This is a genomic window from Enterococcus spodopteracolus, assembly GCF_030441955.1.
GTDB classification, from domain to species: domain Bacteria; phylum Bacillota; class Bacilli; order Lactobacillales; family Enterococcaceae; genus Enterococcus_B; species Enterococcus_B spodopteracolus.
In genome coordinates, this window is record NZ_JARJHD010000065.1 from 1 (window position 1) to 759 (window position 759).

General features: G+C 47.6%; 3 protein-coding genes. All 3 read right to left on the minus strand.

The genetic code is table 11. The annotated features are described in order from the left end of the window. Positions 1–206: 206 nt before the first annotated feature. Positions 207–398, minus strand: coding sequence for a DUF1382 family protein (locus P3R27_RS14485; protein WP_015979260.1), 192 nt, complete (start codon positions 396–398; stop codon positions 207–209). Then, positions 371–559, minus strand: coding sequence for a DUF1317 domain-containing protein (locus tag P3R27_RS14490; RefSeq protein WP_001251812.1), 189 nt, complete (start codon positions 557–559; stop codon positions 371–373). The genes P3R27_RS14485 and P3R27_RS14490 overlap by 28 nt, the downstream gene beginning before the upstream one ends. Beyond that, on the minus strand, positions 550–759 hold a 210-nt coding region (locus P3R27_RS14495; protein ID WP_438839298.1), incomplete at its 5' end, for a PDDEXK family nuclease. The genes P3R27_RS14490 and P3R27_RS14495, both read right to left, overlap by 10 nt.

Below are 759 nucleotides of genomic sequence, written 5' to 3' on the forward strand. Positions count from 1 at the left end.
GTGCTTCTTCAGTACGCTACGGCAAATGTCATCGACGTTTTTATCCGGAAACTGCTGTCTGGCTTTTTTTGATTTCAGAATTAGCCTGACGGGCAATGCTGCGAAGGGCGTTTTCCTGCTGAGGTGTCATTGAACAAGTCCCATGTCGGCAAGCATAAGCACACAGAATATGAAGCCCGCTGCCAGAAAAATGCATTCCGTGGTTGTCATACCTGGTTTCTCTCATCTGCTTCTGCTTTCGCCACCATCATTTCCAGCTTTTGTGAAAGGGATGCGGCTAACGTATGAAATTCTTCGTCTGTTTCTACTGGTATTGGCACAAACCTGATTCCAATTTGAGCAAGGCTATGTGCCATCTCGATACTCGTTCTTAACTCAACAGAAGATGCTTTGTGCATACAGCCCCTCGTTTATTATTTATCTCCTCAGCCAGCCGCTGTGCTTTCAGTGGATTTCGGATAACAGAAAGGCCGGGAAATACCCAGCCTCGCTTTGTAACGGAGTAGACGAAAGTGATTGCGCCTACCCGGATATTATCGTGAGGATGCGTCATCGCCATTGCTCCCCAAATACAAAACCAATTTCAGCCAGTGCCTCGTCCATTTTTTCGATGAACTCCGGCACGATCTCGTCAAAACTCGCCATGTACTTTTCATCCCGCTCAATCACGACATAATGCAGGCCTTCACGCTTCATACGCGGGTCATAGTTGGCAAAGTACCAGGCATTTTTTCGCGTCACCCACATGCTGTACTGCAC